The sequence below is a fragment of the Bacillus sp. z33 genome, from assembly GCF_058313615.1.
On the sequence record NZ_JBZFQN010000002.1, the window covers coordinates 301046 to 322636 of the forward strand.

The window sequence follows — 21591 nt, forward strand, 5'->3', positions numbered from 1 at the left end:
AGGGGGTGTGTTCATCAGATTGACAAATAGATTTTCATTAGCACGAAGGGTTATGGATAGTAATCGAGAATAAAGGTATGTATATGACACCGAAAGGAGACTGTACATGCTGGTTGCTATTAATAAAGATAACAAGCAAATCCATGCAAAGAATATTATAAATAAGCATGTGGAAGAGTACCGCTGTCCTGCGTGCCTCAATCGAGTAATCCACCGTTCAGGTCCACGTACGATTCCACATTTTGCTCATCACTCCAAAGAGACTTGCCAGGCAGCAGCTGAATCTGAGACGGCAGATCATCTATCGGGGAAACATAATTTATACCGATGGTTAGTAAGCTGTAAAATGGATGTCGAACTGGAAAAATACTTAGCTAAAATAAAACAAAGGCCTGATATTTATGTGAGGAATCAAAACCAGGTTTATGCGATTGAATATCAATGTTCGCCTATTCATGAGGAAATATTTTTAAAAAGGACACTAGGGTATATAAATGCTGATATTGTTCCCATCTGGATTTTCCACAAACATTTCATTAAACGAAAGAGCCAGTATCTGTGGAAATTAAACTCTACCCTTAAATCTGCCCTCAACAAATCTTCTTCCGCTTTTCTCCTCTTTCATGACCCTAAGCACCCTAATTCTATAATGGCACTCGTAAATATTATACCTGCTTCAATAGAACAGCATTTTGGACAAATGGTAAGTATATGTTTAACGGATATCCTGACCCTGAAAAATATTGTATCCCCTCCCGTAAAAGAAATTTCATATCTAAACGAGTGGTTTAAAAAACGTAATTTGCTACTACATAATGAAATACGGTACAAAGGTTTAACTAGTAAGTTGATGAAAGAATTTTATCAATCAGGGGTATCTCCTTATAATGTACCTGAGTTTGTAGGAATTCCTTTGTTAAGTGGCTGCATGTACAGGGTGCCGGCCTTTACCTGGCAAGGATTCATCTATATAGATTTAATGAATGAGTTCAGATTGCGTGGATCAATAAGTGAGAGATGGATTCATAGTAGATTTTTGGAAAGAATAAAGAATAAAGATATTATTATAAATAAATGTCCTTTAATGAATCAGAATATTTTCGCTGCATTAAAAGAATATCTTAATTTTCTCAGAAAAATTGAGTATTTGGAAAAGATAAGTACAAATCATTATATAATAAGAGAAGAGTTCACTTTAGCTGATAATCTTAATGAGATCATCAAATTAAGGTTATTCGATTTTTTTGAAGGGAATTAAAGGTATTATGAAGAACAATTATGTAAGAAGTAAATGATTGGAGGGAACTGCATGACTGCAGAAGTTAAACAATTACCTGAAAGAAAAGACATACCAGTCGAAGATACGTGGAGACTGGAGGATATTTTCCCAAGTGATGAAGCATGGGAAAAGGAATTCAAGGAAATTCTGGCGGAATTGCCAAAAGGAGATCAATATAGAGGGAAATTGGGAGATAGTGCTGATACTTTATGGCAGGCGTTGCAATTCCAGGATATGATTACTGAAAGACTTGGACGCTTGTATACATATTCTCATATGAGATACGACCAGGACACCGGTAATACATTTTATCAAGGTATGGACGATCGGGCACGGAATCTATATTCGCAGGCCGCCAGTGCTTTTTCCTATATTTTACCTGAGATATTGGCGATTGATGAAGAAAAGATTAATCAATTTATGCAAGATAAAAAGGAACTTTCCCTGTATGAGCAATCCTTAAAAGAGATTAATCTGCAAAGGCCTCACGTTCTTTCAGCTGAAGCAGAAGCCTTATTGGCCCAGGCATCAGAAGTTATGGGGACTGCCTCCAATACGTTCGGCATGTTAAATAACGCTGATCTTCGTTTTCCTACTGTTAAAGATGAAAACGGAGAAGAGGTTGAACTGACTCATGGACGGTACAGCAGATTTCTTGAAAGCAGCGATCGCAGAGTTCGTGAGGAAGCCTTTAAAGCGATGTATAAGACGTATGGACAATACCGCAATACATTTGCGAGTACTTTATCCGGAACGGTAAAGAAAGATAATTTCTATGCAAAAGTACGTCATTATGATTCTGCCAGACATTCTGCGTTAAGCAATAATAATATTCCGGAAAGTGTCTATGAAAACTTAATCAATTCCATTCACAACAACCTGCATTTATTACATCGTTATGTAAAATTGCGTAAGAAGCTATTGGGTGTGGATGAACTGCATATGTATGATTTATATACACCATTAGTAAAAGATGTGAAAATGGATATTCCATATGATGAGGCCAAAGAATATGTGTTAAAAGGACTTGAGCCTCTGGGTGAAGAGTACATTAATGTATTAAAAGAAGGATTTGATAATCGTTGGGTGGATGTTCAGGAAAATCGCGGTAAACGAAGTGGTGCATACTCCTCGGGTTCATATGGAACTAATCCATATATTTTAATGAACTGGCAGGATAATGTGAATAACTTATTCACACTGGCACATGAGTTTGGCCATTCTGTGCATAGCTATTACACACGCAAGAATCAACCATACCCATATGGTAATTATTCAATCTTTGTAGCTGAGGTAGCCTCTACTACAAATGAAGCGTTATTAAATGATTATTTGCTTAAAACGATTGATGATGAGAATAAAAAGATCTATTTATTAAATCATTATCTTGAAGGCTTTAGAGGGACCGTATTCCGTCAGACGATGTTTGCTGAATTTGAACATATCATTCATAAGATGGCACAGGATGGAGAAGCTCTGACAGCAGATAGTCTTACTCAGAAATATTATGAATTGAATAAAAAATATTTTGGTAATGATATTGTCATTGATGAGGAGATTGGCTTGGAGTGGTCTAGAATTCCTCATTTCTACTATAATTATTATGTCTACCAATACGCGACAGGATTCAGTGCAGCAGCTGCATTAAGTAAACAGATATTAGAAGAAGGACAACCGGCTGTTGAGCGCTATATTGATTTCTTAAAAGCAGGTTCAAGTGACTTCCCAATTGAGGTTCTTAAAAAAGCTGGTGTAGACATGACTTCGTCGCAACCAGTTGAAGAAGCTTGTAAAGTCTTTGAAGAAAAATTGAATGAGATGGAAGCTTTATTAAATAAATAAGAAATAGACTAACTTATATAGCACAGACCGAGTTTAAGGTCTGTGCTTTTATTATGTAAAAGTAGGAATGAAGACAGGTCGAGACAGCAAAGATTTATCGAAATATAAAAAGACAGCAGAGCGTAGAAAATCTGCTGTTAGGTTGGGTACGTATTTGCCAGCCCTAGTAGTTATATTTTGAGGTCTCATTAGTAAGAGATAAGTTGCAATCTCTTTCATGTTGGCCAAAAGTTGGTCTGATCAATGTCTTTTAAATCCCTTGAATTTCTTTTGATAACCCATACTGGAAAGTGAGATAAAAAAAGAAAGAAATAATATGGGTGATGATACGTAGAGAGGTATTATGCGCATAATACCAAGTAATTGCAGAAATAAGGCAAATAAAATCAGTACAATTAAGCCGCCAATATAAAATTTTTTCATTGAGATCACCCTTTAATAAAATAGAAGTAAAAGTATTATTTTCTATAAAATATGGTGAGGATAGCGGGAGTATGCAGAGAAAATGACAGAAATGTGAATAAATGAACAAAGTACTTGCATATGTGTTCAAGTTTTGTTATATTACTATTGTGAAGTTGATCACTAGCAAACATTTACCCCTTTGTTTGACCGTGAAAAATTTCTCCCATCCCCTTTGTTCGTATGAAGAAGAAGACTCTGTCCGATTACAGAGTCTTCTTCTTATTTATGCATAAAATATTGTAGAATAATATTAATGATAATAGCGAGTATAATTAATTTTCTGCATATCTCCAATACGTAGTATTGGAGGATGATACCCTCTCAACAGTGCGCTTCAAAAGTAATTTTTTCATTTCTCTTTCAACGTCCTGTTTATCCATTTGATAAATGAAGGTAATTTCGTTCGTGTTAATAATTTGGAAATCCTTAATGCAATCCTCTATAGGAGGAAGTGACTGTGCTTTAGGTGGAAAACCCAACATTTCCTCAAGTATTTGAACATAAACTTCATAAGGATAGGTTCCTGATACCTTTATCCCTTCATCTTCCATCTTTTGATTAAAAAAGACCAAGCTTGGTAAATCAGTTACATCCATTTCCAAAGAGATCTTTAAATCGCATTGAAAAGCCTTTATAGCCCTTTCTGATTGGATATCACGCAAGAATTCATCACAGTCAAGATGGGCTTTACGAGCGCAGGCTAATAATGTGTGCCAATTTGATACACTCTTTTGATCAAGAAATAAAGCCTCCTGAATCTTTTTGAAAAAACGATAACCGGCTTTTTTTCCTTGTAATTCAGCCGCTTTAATCGCAATAGGGGTGATGTATAAAGAGTTTTCAGGATTGCTGATCCAAATATTTTCATCGCAGGAAATCCCTGTTCTGATTGGGCCTGATAGAGGGGATGAATTTTTATGTTGCGCTTTAGTCTTTGAGTTATTCAGTCCTATTTTTTTACTAAATACATATTTTAAAGAAAAGTAGTGTCCAAATTCCAATTTCAATCTTTTTATAATTCGGTCTAACTCAAAGCAGGCTGAACAAGTAGGATCTATAAATATATAAATTTCTAATGGTTTTTCTAATGGTTTAAAAAATTGATGTGCAGAAAGCCAATCTGGCCATTTTGGAATAGAAGAATTAGGTTTATTCATAAAAATCACCTTTTTGCTGGGAATCTTTCGTATTTATCATATGCTCAGCTGTTAAGGTAAGTCTGTTAAATAGATACTCTCTTAAGGGAGATTCTAGTTCGATGGTATCCATAGCCATCTCCATACAGCTCAGCCAGGCTTTGGCACGCAGAGGTGTAACTTCAAAATCGAGATGTCTGGCTCTTAACATTGGATGGCCATGCTCTTCGGTATATAGTGGTGGTCCTCCCAGAAATTGAGTTAGAAATTGTTTTTGTTTACGAGCTGTTTCTGTTAGGTCATGTGGAAATATAGGAGCCAGCAGTGGATGAGAACCCACAAGATCATAGAATGCATCTATTAATTCAGATAGCCGCTCTTTCCCGAATGCATCATATGGAGTTGGATGTTCTTCCATACATTATTCTCCCTCCATGAGTTGATAAGAATAATTTTAACAAGTAGGACCTAAATTTACCAATATCCTGCTTTTTTACCTGTTTTTTTAATTTATGAAAATGGTGTGGTTGTATAATAGTTGTAAGTTTTTAGGGGAATTTGCTTGTTTCCATTATATTTTGGATGTGTATATAAAATTTCTGAGTGTGAACAAAAAGCTGTCCATTTAGATGAACAGCTTTGGTTGTTCTTTCGACTATGCGTAATAGGAGGACATGACTTTATTTACATAATTTTGTGTCTCTTTAAATGGCGGGACTCCGCCATATTTATCAACATTTCCTGGACCTGCATTATAAGATGCTAAGGTCAGTTCAATATCCCCGTTATATTTTGTGAGCATAGATTGGAGATATTTCGTTCCGCCCATAATATTATCATAGGGGTCCATGATATTGGTAACACCAAGGGAAGAAGCTGTCGCAGGCATCAGCTGCATTAAGCCAGATGCTCCGGCAGAACTGATGGCTTTGGAATCATAACCGCTTTCCTGCTGAATCACTGCTCTGATTAGTTTTTCAGGAACATGATATTGATTGGCAGCTGCCTTAATAATGTCATCGTAGCCACTAGGCTGTTCCGTATTCCCTGTTTTATTAGTTGGCTGATTGGAAACAGGGAAAGGATTAACAAGCTCTGGTGAAGTAGAAAGTAAGCTTTTATTAAGTAAGGTGGCCAAGGTACCTAAGCCATTACTAGTTTCAGTATTATTACTGGTTGGGTTGCTGGCCGATGTAAGTGCCTCATTCAGCAAATTCTGAAAAGAATTATCAGAAGACGGTATTTGAGATGCAGGTTGAGTATGAGTTGATCTTAGAGATCCCAGGGCTTGAAGCTGAATCATTGTATTTAAGTCTCCTACATTCACTTACGTTCACTCCTCAGTCAGTTTAAAATCATTTGATTGTAAAAGCGTTGTACTTTATTTTTTGTTGGCCGCTTTGGAATATTGGCTTCTCTTAATAGTTGATCAAATTCTTTTTTTCCTTGTTCATAGTTAGTTACTTCAAATTCTACCTCATAATCCTCAATTTGGAAATAGGAGCTATTATCTAAAACGAGCAGGCCGCTTTTATAAAGAACCTCTACCCGTTTTGTTGTCAGGGTACCAAAATAATGAATGGTTTCTGGATCGATATTTAATTCTTTAATCTTATCAGCTATTTTACTATCAGGTATACCGCCGTCTTTTATTATTCTATTGGCCGTCATATGATTCAAATCCCAATTCGTTTCTAGTAGACCTTTCTGGTTTATAAGAGGTTGCTTAAGTGTCATCTCGTAAGATAAATTTTTTTCACGTATACGTAAAGCAGAGTTATATTTTTTTAGGTCAAAGTTTTTAGTGTCAAAATAATGATTTTTTTGAACTGCAAATTGTTCATTTTGTATCCTGAAACGTTCTTTTAGGTGATTAAATTCCTCTTTTGTCAGTATATTTTTAAATTCAATTTCGATTTGTTCGCTCATATGTTCATCCTCCATGATAGAATTATGTATAACCATTATGACTTTTTGATTTGATAACAACAAGCTTAGATATACCTATAATCTTTATGTTAAAATGGTTTTGAACAGTTTAAGGGCAATAATAATACATATCGTATTCATTATAAGTGGGTAACATTCAGTGAACAATTCATAGACATAAAAATTTTAATACATGAAAAAGTCATCATTTTGAAGTTTTCCCTTGCTCGTTGTAAAAGATATTGAATAGTATTTCAGGTGGTGGAATCCATGAGTAGAAAATGGGATGAATTTTTGGCTCCTTATAAACAGGCGGTTGATGAGTTAAAGATTAAATTAAGGGGTATAAGAACTCAATGTGACTTAGAAAAAGAACATTCACCAATTGAGTTTGTTACTGGACGTGTTAAGCCAATCGCAAGTATTCTCGATAAGGCTTATCAAAAGCAAATCCCTGAGGAAAAGCTCGAAATGGAATTGCAGGATATAGCAGGCCTTCGGATTATGTGCCAATTTGTGGATGATATAAAGCATGTAGTTATGCTATTAAGGCAAAGAACCGATTTTGTGATTATTGAAGAAAGAGACTATATTACAAATAAAAAAGCAAGTGGATACCGTTCGTATCATGTTGTTATTGAATACCCGGTTCAAACAATTCACGGGGAGAAAAAAATATTGGCGGAGATACAAATTCGTACCCTAGCGATGAATTTTTGGGCTACAATCGAGCATTCGCTTAATTATAAGTATAACGGACAATTCCCGGAAATTTTACGTAGTCGCTTAGAGAGATTAGCTGAAGCTGCTTTCCATTTGGATGAAGAAATGACACAAATTAAACTGGAAATACAGGAAGCTCAGCGATACGTCTTTAAGAAGAGGGGGAAATAACACTTTACAGGTGGAGATTATGATGAAATATGCAGTCACGTCTAAAGGAGATACCAAATCCAATCATTTCATGGAGCAAGTAAAGGATCAACTCGATAGTCTGGGTGTCATATATGATGAAGATCAACCAGATGTTGTTATATCTGTCGGCGGTGATGGAACATTATTATATGCTTTTCATAGATATAGTTCCCGCCTTGAAAAAACTGCATTTGTGGGTGTGCATACAGGTCACCTGGGTTTTTATGCTGACTGGACGCCAGAAGAGATAGGTAAGCTTGCAAATGCTATAGCTAAAACTCCCTATCAAACCGTGGAATATCCATTACTGGAGGTTACGGTTCGTTACAGTCATGGTGGCAGAGAAGCCAAATATTTAGCTTTAAATGAATCAACGGTAAAAAGTGTGGGTAGTAGTACTTTTGTAATGGATGTAGAAATAAGAGGGCAATCCTTTGAAAGATTTAGAGGAGATGGTCTGTGCGTATCTACTCCTTCCGGAAGTACAGCTTATAATAAAGCGCTTGGCGGAGCCATTATTCATCCATCTATCCCTGCCATACAATTAACGGAAATGGCATCTATCAATAATAGAGTGTTCCGTACAATTGGTTCCCCTCTAATACTGCCGGCACATCATACCTGTATGATGAAACCAGTAACAAACGATGATTTTCAGATTACGATCGATCATTTAAGTCTTTTGCATAAAGAAGTGAAATCGATCCAGTTCAGAGTAGCCGATGAACGAATCCGATTCGCACGATTCAGACCTTTTCCATTCTGGAAAAGAGTACGTGATTCTTTTGTTACAGAATAAAGAAAGATATAATAGGTGTCCTAAAAGTATGCAAGTACCTTTTGGGCACCTTTTTTTACTGAATAAACAACGTATTAAGTACGAAAACTACGAAGTATGAATGATAAAAGGAAGGTAACTATGGGGAAGCCATTTACGATGGAGTGGACAATAGAAAATAAGGATTGCAATAAAGTTTTGAGAGAATATTTGGCTGATAAAAAAATATCAAAATCAGCGCTGGCTGATATTAAATTTAAAGGCGGCTACATATTTGTTAATCAGCAAGAAGTGACCGTTCGATACATACTAAGGACTGGTGACCAGGTTAAGATTGTCTTTCCGATAGAAGAGGGAAGTGATCAACTAAAGGCTGAAAAGATTCCGTTGGCTGTTGTCTATGAAGATGACTATGTGTTGGTCGTTCAAAAACCAGCCGGTATGTCTACAATTCCATCAAGAGAGCATCCAACTGGCAGTCTAGCTAATGCAGTTATGGGACATTATGAACAAATTGGACATTTGGCAACTGTCCATATTGTCACCAGGTTGGACCGGGATACATCAGGTTTGGTTTTGATTGCAAAGCATCGGCATATACACCATCTATTAAGTCTGTCGCGGTCTGTAAGAACGGTTGAAAGAAAGTATAAAGCCCTTATAACGGGTGTCATTACACCTTTAGAGGGTATTGTGGAGGAGCCCATTGGCCGTATGGATTCAAGTATTATTAAACGTGAGGTTCGTGCAGATGGACAATACGCCTGTACGGAATATACCACACTTCAAGCGTATGAGGCATTTTCACTTTTAGAATTAAAGCTGCAAACCGGAAGGACCCATCAAATAAGAGTACATATGGCTCACAAAGGCCATCCATTGTTGGGGGATGATTTATATGGAGGAAGCAGACAACTGATTGAACGGCAGGCATTGCATTGTTATTCCCTTAAATTTTCTCATCCTTTAACTGGAAAGATACTTTCGTTTGAATGTTCCTTACCGGAAGATATAAGGAATGTCATTAATACTGATGGTAAGTGAGAATAAAATGTACGCTGTGAAGATATTGTCGTAAAATAAAGTGTATATAAATGCAAAATTATACCACACCCTTTCCGAGAGGGGAGGGTGTGGCAATAAAATCATTCAGCATAAGTATGAAATTTTTCCGGAACCGCGGCAAGAGAAGAGGGAACAGAAAAAAAGGTCAGCTCAGGGTAACGCAAGGCAGTTAATTTCCCTCCAAATACAGCTCCGGTATCAATGTTATACGTATTATTTTTAATTCTTGGTTCACGAACAGGTGTGTGTCCATAGACAATCATCGGGTTACCTGGGTGATGTTGTGCCCAGTCCCTTCGTTCAGGTCTTCCATCTGGGAGCGTTTTACCAGTTATGTCTCCATATAATACAAATGTTTTTACGGCCTTATGTTTTAATCCTATAAATTCTTTTTTGATACCAGCATGGGCAAGGACAAGCTTTCCTTGATCTAAGATAAGATAAAGAGGTGCAGACTCATATAATTGTATAAATCTGTTGCGTACTTTCTTTCTATCTGGTTTAGACAAAGCATCGAGTTCAGCTATTGTTGTTTCTAGGCCATGAATAGCATTTACTTTATTACCTAGGAAATAACGATATAATTTATTGCAATGGTTGCCTGGAATGTATAAGCATTTTTTTCTTTGTATGGTTAAAGTCCATACAAGATGGATCATCTGGATAGAATTAGGGCCTCGATCTGTTATATCTCCGATAAATACAGGAGTATGATCGTTAGGATGTTCCGGTATACCTTCATCATCAAATTGGTAGCCCATTTTGTGAAATAATGCTATACATTCTTCATAACAACCGTGTACATCACCTATACAATCGTAAATCATTTTAAATCACTTCCTTCTATACCCTATATAGTACCCTTTTATAATAGGTTTCAATTATATCGGTATAGGAAATTGTAAAAAGTATAGCAGATACGTTGCAGAACGATATAAAAAGAGAGGGTGACCTCCAGTATGGACATACAGGAAAGCAAGCAAAGAGATATACTACAAACCTTAAAAGAAGAGAACCTTCAACAGTTTCGGAAAATATTTTTGGGAATTCATCCATATGATCAAGCGCAGTTTTACGCGAATTTGAATGAAAAAGAAAGGGCTAACGTTCATCATTTTCTATCACCGGACGAAATGGCAGAACTTATCGGGAACCTTGCTTATGAGTATGAAGATGAAGTTATAGAGAAGATTTTAGCCGAAATGGATCCTCGTTATGCTGCTTCCATACTAGCAGAAATGCATACGGATGATGCTGTAGATCTGCTTAGTAATCTGGATAAGGAACAAATGATAAGCTATTTGTCTTTAATGGATGAAGAGCAATCGCAAAATATCAGGCATTTGCTTCATTATGAAGAATCAACAGCAGGCAGTATCATGACAACTGAATTTATAAGCATTGGCGAAAATCAAACAGTAGGCTCTGCTATGAAATTAGTGAGAAAGGAAGCTCAGGATGCTGAATTAATTTACTATATCTATGTGTTGGACGAGGATCATAAATTAACTGGGGTTCTCTCTTTGCGGGATTTGATTGTGGCGGATGATACTACAATGGTTTTCGAGCTAATGAACAGACGGGTCTATGCAGTAAAAGTAAGCGATGACCAAGAAAAAGTAGCTCAGAAAATGAGAGACTATGATTTTGTTGCGATACCGGTTATCGATTTTCAGCATCATCTGGTCGGTATCATTACATTTGATGACATGATTGATGTCATGTATGAAATAGCTTCCGATGATTACTCAAAATTGGCTGGTGTGTCCGATATGGAATATTTGGATAAAAGTCCGATTTCATCTGCTCGAAAAAGGCTTCCTTGGTTAATTATATTACTCTTTTTAGGCATGATTACGGCTAATTTAATAGGTCAATTTGAGGAAACTTTATCAAAAAAAGCGATCCTAGCTGTGTTTATTCCTTTAATCGCAGGAATGGCAGGTAATGCAGGTACCCAAAGTTTGGCTGTGATTGTACGAGGAATTGCTACCGGTCAAATCGAAGATGAAAACAAGCTGAAACTTCTGTGGCGTGAAGCTGGAACAGGCCTAATAACCGGCATATCATGCGGAATTGCAGTAACAGTTGTTGTTTATGTTTGGAAAGGAGAACCTATCCTGGCGTTGCTTGTTGGAATATCTATACTGGTATCATTAATTGTTGCTACATTAGCGGGAAGCATGGTGCCTTTATTGATGCATAAAATGAATATTGACCCTGCCGTCGCTTCAGGGCCGTTTATTACAACAATTAATGACTTAATCAGTATTCTGATCTATTTTGGAATGGCTACCATTTTTATGGGGTATCTTAGATGATATATTTAGCCGAAAAACAGATAATGGTTGCGATTCTTCCTTACTTAGTTTAGATTAGTAGTAGGTACTAATAACATGTATTAATTTTAAGGAGGAATCCTTCGTATGAACTTAAGTATGGATGGGAAAACCATTGTTGTTATGGGTGTAGCAAATAAAAGAAGTATCGCATGGGGTATAGCTACTTCACTCTACCAGGCTGGTGCAAAATTAATTTTTACATATGCCGGAGAACGAATGGAAAAGAGTGTTTATGATCTTGTAAACAGTTTAGAGGGTGGAGCAGAGACTTTTGTCCTGCCATGTGATGTAACCAAGGATGAAGAGATTGAACAGTGTTTTGCTTTAATAAAAGAAAAGTATGGCAAAATAGATGGAATCGCACATTGTATAGCCTTTGCAAATAAGGAAGAGCTAAAGGGCGAGTATATGAATACAACAAGAGATGGATTCTTATTGGCTCAAAATATTAGTTCATATTCATTAACAGCCGTTGCAAAAGAGGCAAAAGATATCCTGAATGAAGGAGCCAGCATGATTACTCTTACTTATCTTGGCGGGGAACGGGTAGTTCAAAACTACAATGTGATGGGTGTGGCAAAAGCCTCTCTTGAAGCAAGTGTTAAATACTTGGCTAATGATCTCGGACCCAAAGGTATAAGAGTGAACTCTATATCTGCCGGAGCAATTAGAACCTTGTCAGCCAAAGGTGTCGGTAATTTTAATGAAATAAGAAAAGTGTTTGAAGAACGGGCCCCATTACGCAGGCAAGTAACTCAGGAAGAAGTGGGAGATACAGCATTATTCCTGTTCAGTCCATTATCCCGTGGGATTACGGGTGAGAATATCCATGTGGATTCAGGATATCACATTCTAAGTTTATAACTAGTAATGACTACTCTCCATGGCGGAGCGGTTTTGATAACCGTTTTGCATTGGAGAGTTTTTTTGTCATTTCACCTCTGTGCAAATAATGGGAGAATAATTAGAACCTCAGGCATCGTTGCAGAATCCCTTTATTTATTCACCAATATAATAAAAATGTAATTTAATTCTAATAAAATGATAGTCAATTGGGAAAAGCTGTGACATAATTAATCATAATATTTAGAATATTGTAATAAAAAATTACATAATAACCGAACACAGGAGGGAATGGCTTGGAGGACTCTGTGGTCTTAGATGTAAAACATTTATCAGTCTCATTTAGGGAAAACGGAAATCTGGTTCCGGCAGTTGAGAATATAGATTTCAGGCTCCATAAAGGAGAAATACTTGGCATTGTAGGAGAATCCGGAAGTGGAAAAAGCTTGACTTCTTTATCAATTATGGGGCTGCTTCCACAACCGCAGGCTATTGTTGATTCCCAATCTGTCATTAATTTTGAAGGGGACAATTTATTAAAAAAATCGGAATCAAAAATGAGAAAAATCCGCGGTAATCAAATTTCTATGATCTTTCAGGAACCGATGACTTCCCTTAATCCTTTGTTCACAATCGGCCAACAAATGATTGAAGCATACAGGCTGCACAGAAATGGCAATAAAGTACAGGCGCGGACCGAATGCATGGAAATGTTAAAGCAAGTAGGGCTGCCCAGGGCTGCTGATTTAATGAAAAATTATCCTCATGAATTATCAGGAGGAATGAGACAGAGAGTTATGATTGCGATGGCCATGGTCTGCAAACCAAACATATTGATTGCGGATGAACCAACTACGGCTCTAGATGTTACCATTCAGGCCCAAATCCTTAAGTTGATGAAAGATTTAAACAGTCATACTGAAACGTCAATCGTTCTCATCACTCATGACCTTGGAGTAGTGGCTGAAATATGTGACCGGGTTCTTGTTATGTATGCAGGAAAAATTGTGGAAAAAGGAACGGTCAGGGATATATTTAAAAACCCTAAACATCCATACACAAAAGGATTGTTGAAATCCGTACCTGATATCCGGCAGAAAGATAGTAAATTATATTCGATTCCAGGTAATGTGCCAAAACCAGGGATGATTCAGAATGGTTGTGTTTTTGCTCCGCGGTGTGAATATGCCATGCCCGCCTGTGCTACAGTGGATCCGGTTTTACAAAAGGTATCTCCTGAAAATCAATGGGTAAGATGCCTATTATATCAGGGGCAGGAAGGAGGCATCATTCATGACGGAGCTATTAAAAGTTGAAGGCTTGAAGAAGTTTTTCCCGATTAATGGGGGTATTTTGAGCAGGAAAATTGGTGAAGTAAAAGCTGTAAACGACATTTCCTTCCATGTGAAAAAAGGGGAAACCCTTGGGATTGTTGGAGAGAGTGGCTGTGGAAAGTCAACGACTGGCAGATTATTAATGAGGTTGATTGATCCAACAGAAGGAAGTATTGTCTTTGAGGATAAGGAAATTATGTCTATGTCAAAAAAGCAGCTTAGACAAGTGAGACGTGATATTCAAATGGTTTTTCAGGATCCTTATGCATCATTAAATCCGAGGCATTCCGTACAGCAAATATTAGAGGAACCTTTAATTGTTCATGGTATTGGCAATAAGAAGGAGCGGGCAAATAGGGTGGCAGAAATGATGAATGTTGTGGGACTTAATTCCTATCATTTAAAACGTTATCCTCATCAATTCAGTGGCGGTCAGCGCCAGCGGATTGGCATTGCCCGAGCCCTAATGACAAAACCTAAATTAATCATTGCAGATGAGCCAGTTTCTGCGCTTGATGTATCTATACAGGCTCAGGTATTAAACCTATTAAAGGATATCCAAAAAGAATTCGGACTTACTTATATTTTTATCGCACACGATCTGGGGGTTGTCAGGCATATCAGTGACCGCGTGGGAGTCATGTATTTAGGTAAAATGGTAGAGTTGTCTGGCAGCGAAGAGTTATACGAACATCCTCTTCATCCGTACACTCAAGCTTTGTTATCTTCAGTGCCCATACCAGACCCAGATATTAAACGTGAATCTATCATCTTAACTGGAGACATACCAAGCGCATCCAATCCGCCGCGTGGTTGTGCTTTCCATACTAGATGTCAGCATGCAATGGAAGTTTGCAAGACTATTAACCCTGTATATCAGGAAATGAAAACCGATCATTATGCTGCTTGTCATCTCTATGGTGAACATGACAGCAATGATAATAAACAAATATAAGAGGGGGTTTCATATGAGGAAGCTTTTATTATCTATGGTCAGTGTTCTGATGCTAAGTATTGTACTGGCAGCATGTAATTCTGGCGACAAGGAAACTGAGGGTGGAGGAAGTGAAGAGAAAGGAAATACAAAAGATACGCTTGTTTTTGGACGTGGTGGGGATTCCACTTCTTTAGATCCGATTACGACAACCGAAGGGGAATCATTTAAAGTCACAATCAATATTTTTGATACATTATTAACTTACGGTAAACAGGATACTACACTGCAGCCTGGATTGGCTGAGAAATGGGAAGCTTCAAAAGATGGCCTTTCGTATACATTCACGTTGAAAAAAGGCGTTAAGTTCCATGATGGTACCGATTTTAACGCAGAAGCGGTCGTATTTAACTTTAACCGATGGATGAATGGCGATGCTGATCAATTTCCTTATTACAGCATGTTTGGCGGCTATAAAAAGGATGAAGGGCATGTTATTAAGGAAGTAAAAGCAGTTGATGAATCGACTGTTCAATTTACATTGAAGCGTCCTCAGGCGACCTTCCTTAAAAACATCGCTATGAGCTGTTTTGGAATTGCCAGCCCTACTGCAGTTGAAAAAGATGGTGATAAATTCCGGGAAAACCCGGTTGGTACCGGACCATATAAATTTAAAGAAAAAGCAAATGACAAAATTGTGATTGAAAAGAATGAAGATTATTATGTAGATGGAGAGCCAAAATTAAAAACAATTATTTTCCGTACAATTCCTGACAACTCCGCCCGACTGAATGCATTAACAAGCGGTGAGATTGATTTGATGGATGGTGTGAACCCATCAGATCTTGAAACGATTAAAGGGAATGCGAACATTCAAGCAATTGAGCGCCCTTCCATGAATGTAGGATATCTAGGATTTAATGTAACGAAAAAACCTTTTGATAATCCAAAGGTACGCCAAGCTTTAAGCCATGCCGTGGATAAGCAAGCTATCATTGATGCTTTCTATTTAGGAATGGCAAAACCAGCGAAAAACCCTTTGCCGGATTCAGTTGAAGGCTATAATGATGAAATTCAGGATTATGAATTTGATTTAGAAAAAGCAAAAGAATTATTAAAAGAAGCTGGTTATCCGGATGGATTTACAATGGATCTTTGGGCTATGCCAGTTCCGCGTCCGTATATACCAGAAGGAAAGAAAATTGCAGAAGCGATTCAGGCAAATTTCGAGAAAATAGGGGTTAAGGCAGAAATTCAGACTGTAGAATGGGCTACATACCTTGAAAAAGCTACAGCAGGTGAGTTCCCAGCCTATATGCTGGGCTGGACAGGTGATAATGGAGACCCTGATAACTTTATCTATACATTGCTTGATAAAGACTCTATTGGCTCCAATAACTATTCCTATTATTCAAATGATAAGCTCCATGACATATTAATTGAAGCGCAAACAATCGTGGATCAGGATAAACGAAATGAGCTATACAAACAGGCTCAGGAAATTATCCATGAAGATGCGCCGTGGATTCCACTCGTTCACTCAACGCCTATATTGGCAGCATCAGCTGATTTAACTGGACTTGTACCGCATCCAACCGGATCCGATATTTTAAAAAATGTAGAATTTAAGTAAAACTGGTTAAGTAAGGGCGCCTTTATATGGATAGATTCATATAAGGGCGCCAGTTTATTATGGGGGTGCATACAGATGTTTTCTTATACTCTGAAAAGGATTCTGTCTGTTATACCGGTTCTGTTTGGAATGACGTTGATTGTATTTGCCATCGTCAGAGCCATTCCTGGAGATCCGGCACAGGTTATTTTAGGACAAAGAGCAACAAAGGAGTCCATTGCCGTATTAACTCAGGAGCTTGGATTGGATAAAGCTTGGTATGTTCAATACATAGATTATATTAAGAATTTATTTACTGGTGATTTGGGCACTTCTATTAGAACGAATGCAGAGATTACTAATGAGATTTGGCCGTATATTGCTGCCACTCTAGAATTGACGTTTGTTGCGATGATCATTGCCATCGTCATCGGCGTAAATGCCGGCATCATCAGTGCGTGGTTTTCAAATTCCTGGTTTGATTACTTAGCGATGATCTTAGCGTTAATTGGGGTATCCATGCCCATTTTTTGGCTGGGGTTGATGGAGCAGTGGGCTTTTTCTCTGCAGCTGGGCTGGTTACCGACAACGGGACGTGAAGATATCAGAGATCCAATCAATGCGATCACTAATCTATATTTGCTAGATACATTGCTGCAAGGTAATTTTGACCAATTTATTGTGACCATCAAGCATCTGATTATGCCAAGTATTGCGTTAGCAACTATTCCAATGGCCATTATTGCAAGAATGACAAGATCAACTATGCTGGAAGTCATGCAAGCTGATTTTATACGTACTGCTCGTGCAAAAGGTGTCAGTATGTTTTGGGTAGTGTACAAGCACTCTTTGAAAAATGCATTTATTCCGGTTTTAACTGTCATAGGGCTGCAAACAGGCTTACTTCTTGGAGGAGCCATTCTGACAGAAACCATTTTTGCTTGGCCAGGTATAGGCAGATATTTATATGAAGCGATAGGCTATCGGGATTATCCTGTGATTCAGTCAGGTATTTTACTGATTGCTGCTGCATTTGTTTTTATTAATTTAGTTGTCGACCTCCTTTATGCTTTGGTCGATCCACGAATTAAATACTCCAAATAAAGGGTGGTGTAAGGCATTGGGGGAATTGGTACGAAATACAGGTGAAACACCATTGATAATGGAAGAAAAAGTGATTTCTCCATGGGGGGAAGCATGGGCTGCCTTTAAGCGTAACCGTTTGGCAATGGTGGGTCTGGGAATTGTTTTATTCTTTATTTTATTGGCATTATTAGCTCCGATTATTGCTCCTTATGGATTTAAGGAGGTTAATTTAACCGACCGTTTAAAACCGCCATCTGCCGAGCATTGGTTTGGAACAGATGACTTTGGGAGAGATATACTTTCACGTATATTATATGGCGCACGGATTTCCTTATCGGTAGGTTTCTTCTCTGTACTGGGTTCTGTCATTGTTGGTTCGATACTGGGGCTTGTTGCCGGATATTATGGCGGATGGATTGATACGGTTATTTCTCGTTTTTTTGATATCCTTCTTGCCTTTCCAAGTATTTTATTGGCAATCGCGATTATTTCTATTTTAGGACCATCTCTGCAAAATGCCCTGATTGCAATCGCAATTATTAATGTACCTAATTTCGGACGTCTCATAAGATCAAGAGTACTGAGTGTGAAACAAGAAGAATATATTATGGCAGCAAATGCAATAGGTATGAAGGATTCAAGAATTATCTTACGTCACATTTTGCCAAACAGCATGACACCAATCATCGTTCAGGCTACTTTGGCCATTGCTACAGCGATTATTGAGGCGGCTGCGCTTGGGTTTCTCGGATTGGGGGCCCAGGCACCAACACCTGAGTGGGGAAAAATGTTGGCGGATTCGAAGGGTTTTTTAGTTCAGGCTCCTGGTACACTCTTCTTTCCAGGTTTAGCGATCATGTTAACAGTGCTTGGATTTAATTTATTAGGTGATGGATTGAGAGATGCCTTGGATCCTAAAATGAAACAGCGTTAGACTGTAAAAAAAGGATAGTAATCTGCTACTCCCAATTGTTAGTTAGGACTGCAATTGGGAGTTTTTTTCGTGGATTTGTATGGAAATCCGTTTTGAATCTGAAATATCCTCAAGTTAATACACATATACATAATAAATAGACTGCAGGCATAGGAGGGGAAAAGGATGAAACATAATGAAATCAACAATCCATTGCCGGCAAATGCCTGGCTAGATAAGGAACAAATCATGGTCCGATTACGTGAAGAAGAAATAGTAGAAATTGATGACTTTTTTACAAATGTTGCGACAAAAGAATTGATGCATAAAGTAAATCAGTCGGAGGAACCGAATGATCATATTGAAAATTTGAAAGATTCACTTGAAGGTCAAGATGATGAGGAAATATCGTTGCAGCAACCGCCTCTATTAAGCTTTGGTATTGAAAAAAAGAACGCAACAGAACTTCCAAAAGAACAAGAATCTAATTTGTCGGAACCAGTTGAAGTGAATGGAAAAAAGAAGCGGAAACGTATGGAAGATATGTCTAAGGATGAATTGGTGGCTTATCTGACAAAAATGCCGCCACTCATGCCAAGCCCGGTCTGTGATTTTATAGTGGAAGATGGGAAGAGGTTAAGGGGGACCGTTGAAAAAGTAAAAGGAGAGTATATCTATATTAAAGTTGCTTTTGGTAAGAAGTGGATTAAATATACATTGAAGCAGATAAAAGATATTAAGATCGTCCGATTTTAAAAAATACAAATTAGTTTTTGGATTTTCTGGTTATTTATAATAGACTAACCATCCCTTCCTACATACGTATACTATTATGAGTCCTAATTTGGGAAGGAGGACCCTTTTATGAAAATACAAAAACAAAAAGGAACAGAAATCAAGAGGACACCTTCAAAGCAAGTAAAAAAAAATTGCGGATGCACAAAAAATAAAAAGAGGATTCGCTTGCAACCGTAGCCTGCTGTTTAATCAGCGGGCTTTTTTTGTTTAGAAAAATCTAACATACTCAAGTAAGTTTCCCCTAGAATTAGTGGATAAAATGCAGTTTTTTACAAACAATACAGGAAAATGATTTTAATATAAAATGAGGGGGTGAAAAATGCTATGCAAAAGAGGGTTTCTTCATTTTTAGTCATAGCAATGTTTTTCACAATGATAAGCGGGTGTTCCGGTGATTCAAGCAGTAAGGAAGCCAGAATGTCGCTTATTCAGTCTGTGGATCAAGACCCGGTCTACCTTGGTGACAGTTCAAAGGCACCATTAGAAGAAATAAAAAAGAAAGTAGCTTCCCATAAAGAACTTTATGATGTGGCTGTTGTTCAAAAGGATAAAGATATTTTGGTGGCGTACAAGGTTAAGCATATGCAGCGTTTTCACATGAAAAGTATTGAAAGTAAATTGGATAAGGAATTAAAGAAAAACTTTAAATCCTTTAATTTTACTGTATCAAGTGATATGAAAATATTTCTTGAAACAGTCGAGTTAATCGTGAACGTGAAGGATAAAGGATACCCCAAGAAAAAAGCTGGAAACTGGTTTGATAAAATAATGAAACTACAGAAGGGTATGGCATAGGCAGGTGTACATATGGCAAATAAAAAGAATAAGAAACTAACCCCTGAACAACAAAAATATAAAGAGCTGGAACAAAAATATGAAGCAAAACGCCCAGTTGTAAAGAATTGTATTAAGGCATTTTTTGTAGGTGGTTTATTTTGTCTTCTAGGACAAGTTATAACGTATATGTATATATTTTATTTTAATTTTACTGAACAAACAGCCAGTAACCCAACAGTGGCAACGATGATTTTTTTATCGATGTTATTAACAGGCTTTGGGGTTTATGATCGGATAGGTCAATTTGCTGGAGCGGGAAGTGCTGTTCCGGTTACCGGATTTGGTAATGCAGTCATTTCAGCAGCAATTGAGCATAGAACAGAAGGATTTGTGCTTGGGGTAGGAGGAAATATATTTAAATTGGCTGGAACTGTAATTCTATATGGTGTTTTTTCAGCATTTGTCGTTGCATTAATAAAACAAATCTATCTAATGGTTATAGGAGGTTAATATGCTAACTGGTAAACAAACTTGGATTTTAGAAAATCAACCGGTCATTTCCTCCACAGGCGTGGCTGTCGGACCATTTGAAGGCAACGGCAATTTGGCAGATGATTTTGATATCATTCATGATAACCTTTGGCTTAATGAAGAATCATATGAGAAAGCAAGTCGTGTATTATTAGAAGAAGCCGCTCAAACAGCTTTGGAAAAAAAGAATCTGCAAACACATGATATCCAGTATTTCTTTGCTGGTGACCTTATCAACCAAATCACACCCACCAGCTTTGCAGCCCGAACATTGGGAATTCCGTACTTGGGTTTATTCGGTGCATGCTCAACAACCACTGAAGGCTTGGCGCTTGCGTCCTTTATTGTTAATTACGGTGGTGCCAATAAAGTATTGGCTGGTGCTTCTAGTCACAATGCCGCTACAGAAAAGCAATTTAGGTACCCAACAGAATATGGGGGTCAAAAACCACCAACTGCTCAATGGACTGTTACGGGAGCTGGTGTTGCCTTAGTTGAGAAAAATGATAAATCTCCTGAAAGTAAACTGGTTGTTACGAGTGCAACCATAGGCAAGGTTGTTGATATGGGATTGAAGGATCCGTTTAATATGGGAGGCGCGATGGCACCTGCTGCAGCCGATACGATTTATCATCACTTCAGGGATCTAAAACTTCCTGATGATCATTATGATTTAGTCGTAACAGGAGATCTAGGGAAAATAGGCCATGAAACTGCACTTGATTTATTAGAGCAGAAGGGTATAAAGCTCGATAAAGATAAATTTAGGGATTGCGGATTATTGATTTATAAAGAAGATCAGCCCGTACAATCAGGAGGAAGTGGAGCAGGTTGCTCAGCGTCAGTTTTATACGGCCATTTACTGAATGAAATGCGTAATGGCAGATATAAACGAATTTTAATGGCAGCAACTGGAGCTCTTCTATCTCCCCTGACCTTCCAGCAAGGAGAATCTATTCCTTGTATAGCACACGCAGTTGCGATTGAAAGACTATAGCGCTTGAAAGTGAGG

Annotated in this window: 22 protein-coding genes; 16 read left to right on the plus strand and 6 right to left on the minus strand. The window is 37.7% G+C overall.

Annotated elements, in window-relative coordinates:
• The first annotated feature begins 106 nt into the window (after nt 1–106).
• Nucleotides 107–1258, plus strand: coding sequence for a competence protein CoiA (locus AC4G3L_RS08570; protein ID WP_491076540.1), 1152 nt, complete (start codon nt 107–109; stop codon nt 1256–1258).
• Between the two features lie 51 nt (nt 1259–1309).
• On the plus strand, nt 1310–3121 hold the full coding sequence (gene pepF / locus AC4G3L_RS08575) for an oligoendopeptidase F (RefSeq protein ID WP_491076541.1): 1812 nt from the start codon (nt 1310–1312) through the stop codon (nt 3119–3121).
• 240 nt (nt 3122–3361) lie between these two features.
• On the opposite strand, the gene AC4G3L_RS08580 is transcribed toward pepF, so the two are convergent.
• The 5 genes from AC4G3L_RS08580 to AC4G3L_RS08600 all read right to left on the minus strand — a co-directional run bounded on the left by AC4G3L_RS08580 (nt 3362) and on the right by AC4G3L_RS08600 (nt 6651).
• Entirely contained in the window at nt 3362–3544 is a 183-nt protein-coding gene (locus AC4G3L_RS08580) for a hypothetical protein (protein ID WP_491076542.1), read from the minus strand.
• A gap of 314 nt (nt 3545–3858) precedes the next feature.
• Nucleotides 3859–4743: a ClpXP adapter SpxH family protein gene (locus AC4G3L_RS08585; RefSeq protein ID WP_491077173.1), complete on the minus strand. Its 885-nt coding sequence runs from the start codon at nt 4741–4743 to the stop codon at nt 3859–3861.
• Nucleotides 4736–5140 carry a globin domain-containing protein gene (locus AC4G3L_RS08590; RefSeq protein ID WP_491076543.1) on the minus strand — a complete coding sequence of 135 codons (405 nt, stop codon included), beginning with the start codon at nt 5138–5140 and terminating at the stop codon, nt 4736–4738. Before AC4G3L_RS08590 ends, AC4G3L_RS08585 begins: the two co-directional genes overlap by 8 nt.
• Nucleotides 5141–5377: 237 nt before the next feature.
• The gene (locus AC4G3L_RS08595) at nt 5378–6049 is read right to left on the minus strand and encodes a lytic transglycosylase domain-containing protein (RefSeq protein ID WP_491076544.1); all 672 of its coding nucleotides are present in this window, start codon (nt 6047–6049) and stop codon (nt 5378–5380) included.
• A gap of 17 nt (nt 6050–6066) precedes the next feature.
• Entirely contained in the window at nt 6067–6651 is a 585-nt protein-coding gene (locus tag AC4G3L_RS08600) for a CYTH domain-containing protein (RefSeq protein WP_491076545.1), read from the minus strand.
• A 270-nt stretch (nt 6652–6921) separates the two neighbouring features.
• On the opposite strand from AC4G3L_RS08600, the gene yjbM reads away from it, so the two are divergent.
• The 3 genes from yjbM (at nt 6922) to AC4G3L_RS08615 (ending at nt 9388) form a co-directional block, all read left to right on the plus strand.
• Nucleotides 6922–7545 (plus strand): GTP diphosphokinase, encoded by a 624-nt coding sequence (gene yjbM, locus AC4G3L_RS08605; RefSeq protein ID WP_491076546.1) that lies wholly within the window; start codon nt 6922–6924, stop codon nt 7543–7545.
• Nucleotides 7546–7567: 22 nt separating this feature from the next.
• A complete protein-coding gene (locus AC4G3L_RS08610; protein ID WP_491077174.1) occupies nt 7568–8365 on the plus strand; it encodes an NAD kinase in 798 nt (265 codons plus the stop codon).
• A gap of 120 nt (nt 8366–8485) precedes the next feature.
• Complete coding sequence (locus AC4G3L_RS08615; RefSeq protein ID WP_491076547.1) at nt 8486–9388, plus strand: RluA family pseudouridine synthase; 903 nt, start codon at nt 8486–8488, stop codon at nt 9386–9388.
• A gap of 101 nt (nt 9389–9489) precedes the next feature.
• Here AC4G3L_RS08615 and prpE read toward each other — a convergent pair whose 3' ends face one another.
• A complete protein-coding gene (gene prpE, locus AC4G3L_RS08620; protein WP_491076548.1) occupies nt 9490–10236 on the minus strand; it encodes a bis(5'-nucleosyl)-tetraphosphatase PrpE in 747 nt (248 codons plus the stop codon).
• 132 nt (nt 10237–10368) lie between these two features.
• Between prpE and mgtE the strand changes: the two genes are divergently transcribed.
• The 11 genes from mgtE (at nt 10369) to spoVAD (ending at nt 21576) form a co-directional block, all read left to right on the plus strand.
• Nucleotides 10369–11730 carry a magnesium transporter gene (gene mgtE, locus AC4G3L_RS08625; RefSeq protein ID WP_491076549.1) on the plus strand — a complete coding sequence of 454 codons (1362 nt, stop codon included), beginning with the start codon at nt 10369–10371 and terminating at the stop codon, nt 11728–11730.
• 105 nt (nt 11731–11835) lie between these two features.
• On the plus strand, nt 11836–12615 hold the full coding sequence (fabI, locus tag AC4G3L_RS08630) for an enoyl-ACP reductase FabI (RefSeq protein WP_491076550.1): 780 nt from the start codon (nt 11836–11838) through the stop codon (nt 12613–12615).
• A gap of 275 nt (nt 12616–12890) precedes the next feature.
• On the plus strand, nt 12891–13910 hold the full coding sequence (locus AC4G3L_RS08635; protein ID WP_491076551.1) for an ABC transporter ATP-binding protein: 1020 nt from the start codon (nt 12891–12893) through the stop codon (nt 13908–13910).
• Nucleotides 13888–14883, plus strand: a complete 996-nt coding sequence (locus AC4G3L_RS08640) for an ABC transporter ATP-binding protein (RefSeq protein WP_491076552.1) — start codon at nt 13888–13890, stop codon at nt 14881–14883. The genes AC4G3L_RS08635 and AC4G3L_RS08640 overlap by 23 nt, the downstream gene beginning before the upstream one ends.
• A gap of 13 nt (nt 14884–14896) precedes the next feature.
• A complete protein-coding gene (locus tag AC4G3L_RS08645; protein ID WP_491076553.1) occupies nt 14897–16495 on the plus strand; it encodes an ABC transporter substrate-binding protein in 1599 nt (532 codons plus the stop codon).
• 75 nt (nt 16496–16570) lie between these two features.
• Nucleotides 16571–17578 (plus strand): ABC transporter permease, encoded by a 1008-nt coding sequence (locus tag AC4G3L_RS08650; protein ID WP_491076554.1) that lies wholly within the window; start codon nt 16571–16573, stop codon nt 17576–17578.
• Between the two features lie 16 nt (nt 17579–17594).
• Nucleotides 17595–18494 carry a nickel transporter permease gene (gene nikC, locus AC4G3L_RS08655; RefSeq protein ID WP_491076555.1) on the plus strand — a complete coding sequence of 300 codons (900 nt, stop codon included), beginning with the start codon at nt 17595–17597 and terminating at the stop codon, nt 18492–18494.
• A 165-nt stretch (nt 18495–18659) separates the two neighbouring features.
• Entirely contained in the window at nt 18660–19229 is a 570-nt protein-coding gene (locus AC4G3L_RS08660) for a CotO family spore coat protein (protein WP_491076556.1), read from the plus strand.
• Between the two features lie 366 nt (nt 19230–19595).
• Nucleotides 19596–20066 carry a sporulation protein gene (locus AC4G3L_RS08665; RefSeq protein ID WP_491076557.1) on the plus strand — a complete coding sequence of 157 codons (471 nt, stop codon included), beginning with the start codon at nt 19596–19598 and terminating at the stop codon, nt 20064–20066.
• A 12-nt stretch (nt 20067–20078) separates the two neighbouring features.
• Nucleotides 20079–20558 (plus strand): stage V sporulation protein AC, encoded by a 480-nt coding sequence (gene spoVAC / locus AC4G3L_RS08670; protein WP_491076558.1) that lies wholly within the window; start codon nt 20079–20081, stop codon nt 20556–20558.
• Between the two features lies 1 nt (nt 20559).
• A complete protein-coding gene (gene spoVAD / locus AC4G3L_RS08675; protein WP_491076559.1) occupies nt 20560–21576 on the plus strand; it encodes a stage V sporulation protein AD in 1017 nt (338 codons plus the stop codon).
• Nucleotides 21577–21591: the final 15 nt, after the last annotated feature.

Excerpts from the sequence above, each read along its gene's own strand:
- mgtE (WP_491076549.1), top strand. The coding sequence starts at position 10,369 with ATGGACATACAGGAAAGCAAGCAAAGAGATATACTACAAACCTTAAAA.
- fabI (WP_491076550.1), top strand. The coding sequence starts at position 11,836 with ATGAACTTAAGTATGGATGGGAAAACCATTGTTGTTATGGGTGTAGCA.
- yjbM (WP_491076546.1), top strand. The coding sequence starts at position 6,922 with ATGAGTAGAAAATGGGATGAATTTTTGGCTCCTTATAAACAGGCGGTT.
- prpE (WP_491076548.1), bottom strand. The coding sequence starts at position 10,236 with ATGATTTACGATTGTATAGGTGATGTACACGGTTGTTATGAAGAATGT.
- AC4G3L_RS08590 (WP_491076543.1), bottom strand. The coding sequence starts at position 5,140 with ATGGAAGAACATCCAACTCCATATGATGCATTCGGGAAAGAGCGGCTA.
- AC4G3L_RS08615 (WP_491076547.1), top strand. The coding sequence starts at position 8,486 with ATGGGGAAGCCATTTACGATGGAGTGGACAATAGAAAATAAGGATTGC.
- spoVAD (WP_491076559.1), top strand. The coding sequence starts at position 20,560 with ATGCTAACTGGTAAACAAACTTGGATTTTAGAAAATCAACCGGTCATT.
- AC4G3L_RS08650 (WP_491076554.1), top strand. The coding sequence starts at position 16,571 with ATGTTTTCTTATACTCTGAAAAGGATTCTGTCTGTTATACCGGTTCTG.
- AC4G3L_RS08645 (WP_491076553.1), top strand. The coding sequence starts at position 14,897 with ATGAGGAAGCTTTTATTATCTATGGTCAGTGTTCTGATGCTAAGTATT.
- pepF (WP_491076541.1), top strand. The coding sequence starts at position 1,310 with ATGACTGCAGAAGTTAAACAATTACCTGAAAGAAAAGACATACCAGTC.
- AC4G3L_RS08640 (WP_491076552.1), top strand. The coding sequence starts at position 13,888 with ATGACGGAGCTATTAAAAGTTGAAGGCTTGAAGAAGTTTTTCCCGATT.
- AC4G3L_RS08660 (WP_491076556.1), top strand. The coding sequence starts at position 18,660 with ATGAAACATAATGAAATCAACAATCCATTGCCGGCAAATGCCTGGCTA.
- AC4G3L_RS08585 (WP_491077173.1), bottom strand. The coding sequence starts at position 4,743 with ATGAATAAACCTAATTCTTCTATTCCAAAATGGCCAGATTGGCTTTCT.
- AC4G3L_RS08580 (WP_491076542.1), bottom strand. The coding sequence starts at position 3,544 with ATGAAAAAATTTTATATTGGCGGCTTAATTGTACTGATTTTATTTGCC.
- spoVAC (WP_491076558.1), top strand. The coding sequence starts at position 20,079 with ATGGCAAATAAAAAGAATAAGAAACTAACCCCTGAACAACAAAAATAT.
- AC4G3L_RS08600 (WP_491076545.1), bottom strand. The coding sequence starts at position 6,651 with ATGAGCGAACAAATCGAAATTGAATTTAAAAATATACTGACAAAAGAG.
- AC4G3L_RS08610 (WP_491077174.1), top strand. The coding sequence starts at position 7,568 with ATGAAATATGCAGTCACGTCTAAAGGAGATACCAAATCCAATCATTTC.
- AC4G3L_RS08665 (WP_491076557.1), top strand. The coding sequence starts at position 19,596 with ATGCAAAAGAGGGTTTCTTCATTTTTAGTCATAGCAATGTTTTTCACA.
- AC4G3L_RS08570 (WP_491076540.1), top strand. The coding sequence starts at position 107 with ATGCTGGTTGCTATTAATAAAGATAACAAGCAAATCCATGCAAAGAAT.